The 1211-nt window shown below is 67.9% G+C and carries 1 pseudogene; it reads right to left on the minus strand.

From position 1 onward, the window contains the following. A pseudogene (locus ACZ3X1_RS37325) lies at positions 1-1109 on the minus strand (IS110 family RNA-guided transposase); the annotation flags it as partial. Between the last annotated feature and the right edge of the window lie 102 nt (positions 1110-1211).

Genomic DNA, 1211 nt, shown 5'->3' on the forward strand with positions numbered 1-1211 from the left:
CAAACAGCGACTGGGGTGGGTCCTGTCTGGTCAGTGGGGGCGCGTGTCGGGACGATGAGCCGGTAGATCTCTCGCGCGACGTAGCGTTTGAGGCAGCGGATGATCTCGCGGCGTGTCTTGCCCTCGGCAAGACGTCGCCGCAGATAGTCCCGGGACCGGTCGTCCCAGCGCAGACGGCTGAGGACGATCCGGTAGAGGGCAGCATTTGCCTGGCGGTCGCCACCGCGGTTCAGCCTGCGCCGTTGCGTCTTTCCGGAGGAGGCCTCGACCGGGCTGGTGCCGCATAAGGCTGCGAAGGACGCCTCGCTGACAAGTCGCTCAGGGTTGTCGCCGGCCGAGATGAGCAGGGCGGCGGCGCTGTCTGGGCCGACGCCACGGACTTCCAGCAAGCCCGGCGTACTGACTTCGACGGCCTCGGCTATCCGCTTGTTGAGATCGTCGATCTCCTCGGTGAGGTGCCGGATGCGGCGGGCCAGCAGCCTCAAGGTGTGGCGGGCAGCCCCGGCCGGCCCGGATGCGTGCTGAGCGTCCAGCTCGGCGCACCGCTTGAACAGATGCGGGTTACTCAGCCCCGCCAGTGACTCGCGCAGGGTGGTGTCAGCCGAGACCAAGACGCTCTTGAGCTGGTTGATCGCCTGGGTTCTGGACTTGATCGCGGACCCTTTTGCCAGCTTGAACAGCCGGAGCATCTCTACTGGACCGTCGCTGGTCTTCGCCGCGGCGGTGGCGCGTCCGGTCAGCACGGCGCGGGCGGCAGCCTCGGCGTCGATGGCGTCGGTCTTGCCGTGGCGGCGTCGGGCGGCCTTGTCAGGCTGGTTGACCTCGGTCACCTCGATCCCTTCGGCGCGCAGGTGCCGTGCCAGGGCAGCTCCGTAGGAGCCGGTGCATTCAACACCAGCCCGTCGCAGCACGCCAAAGGATCATGCCCAGTCGACGAGTTGCCGATAGCCATCAGCGGTCGCGGGGAAGCTGCGGCCGTCCAGGGCGGCGCCGAGAACGGTGATGACGGCTGCAGCGTGGACGTCCTTGTGGGTGTCCACTCCGAGCAGGACGTCCTCAGTGTCCGCAGGGACGTGACATGGGGCATTGGGCTGCGTGATGCTGGTCAAGGTCGCCTCTCCTGATCGCCTCGGGAACCGGTGGCCGTCGCCGGGCCGGGGGCGGTCAAGACTGTGACGGTGCCTGTCGCGAAGGCCCCTATCGGGACACGT

The organism is Streptomyces sp. NPDC023541 (genome assembly GCF_055559995.1).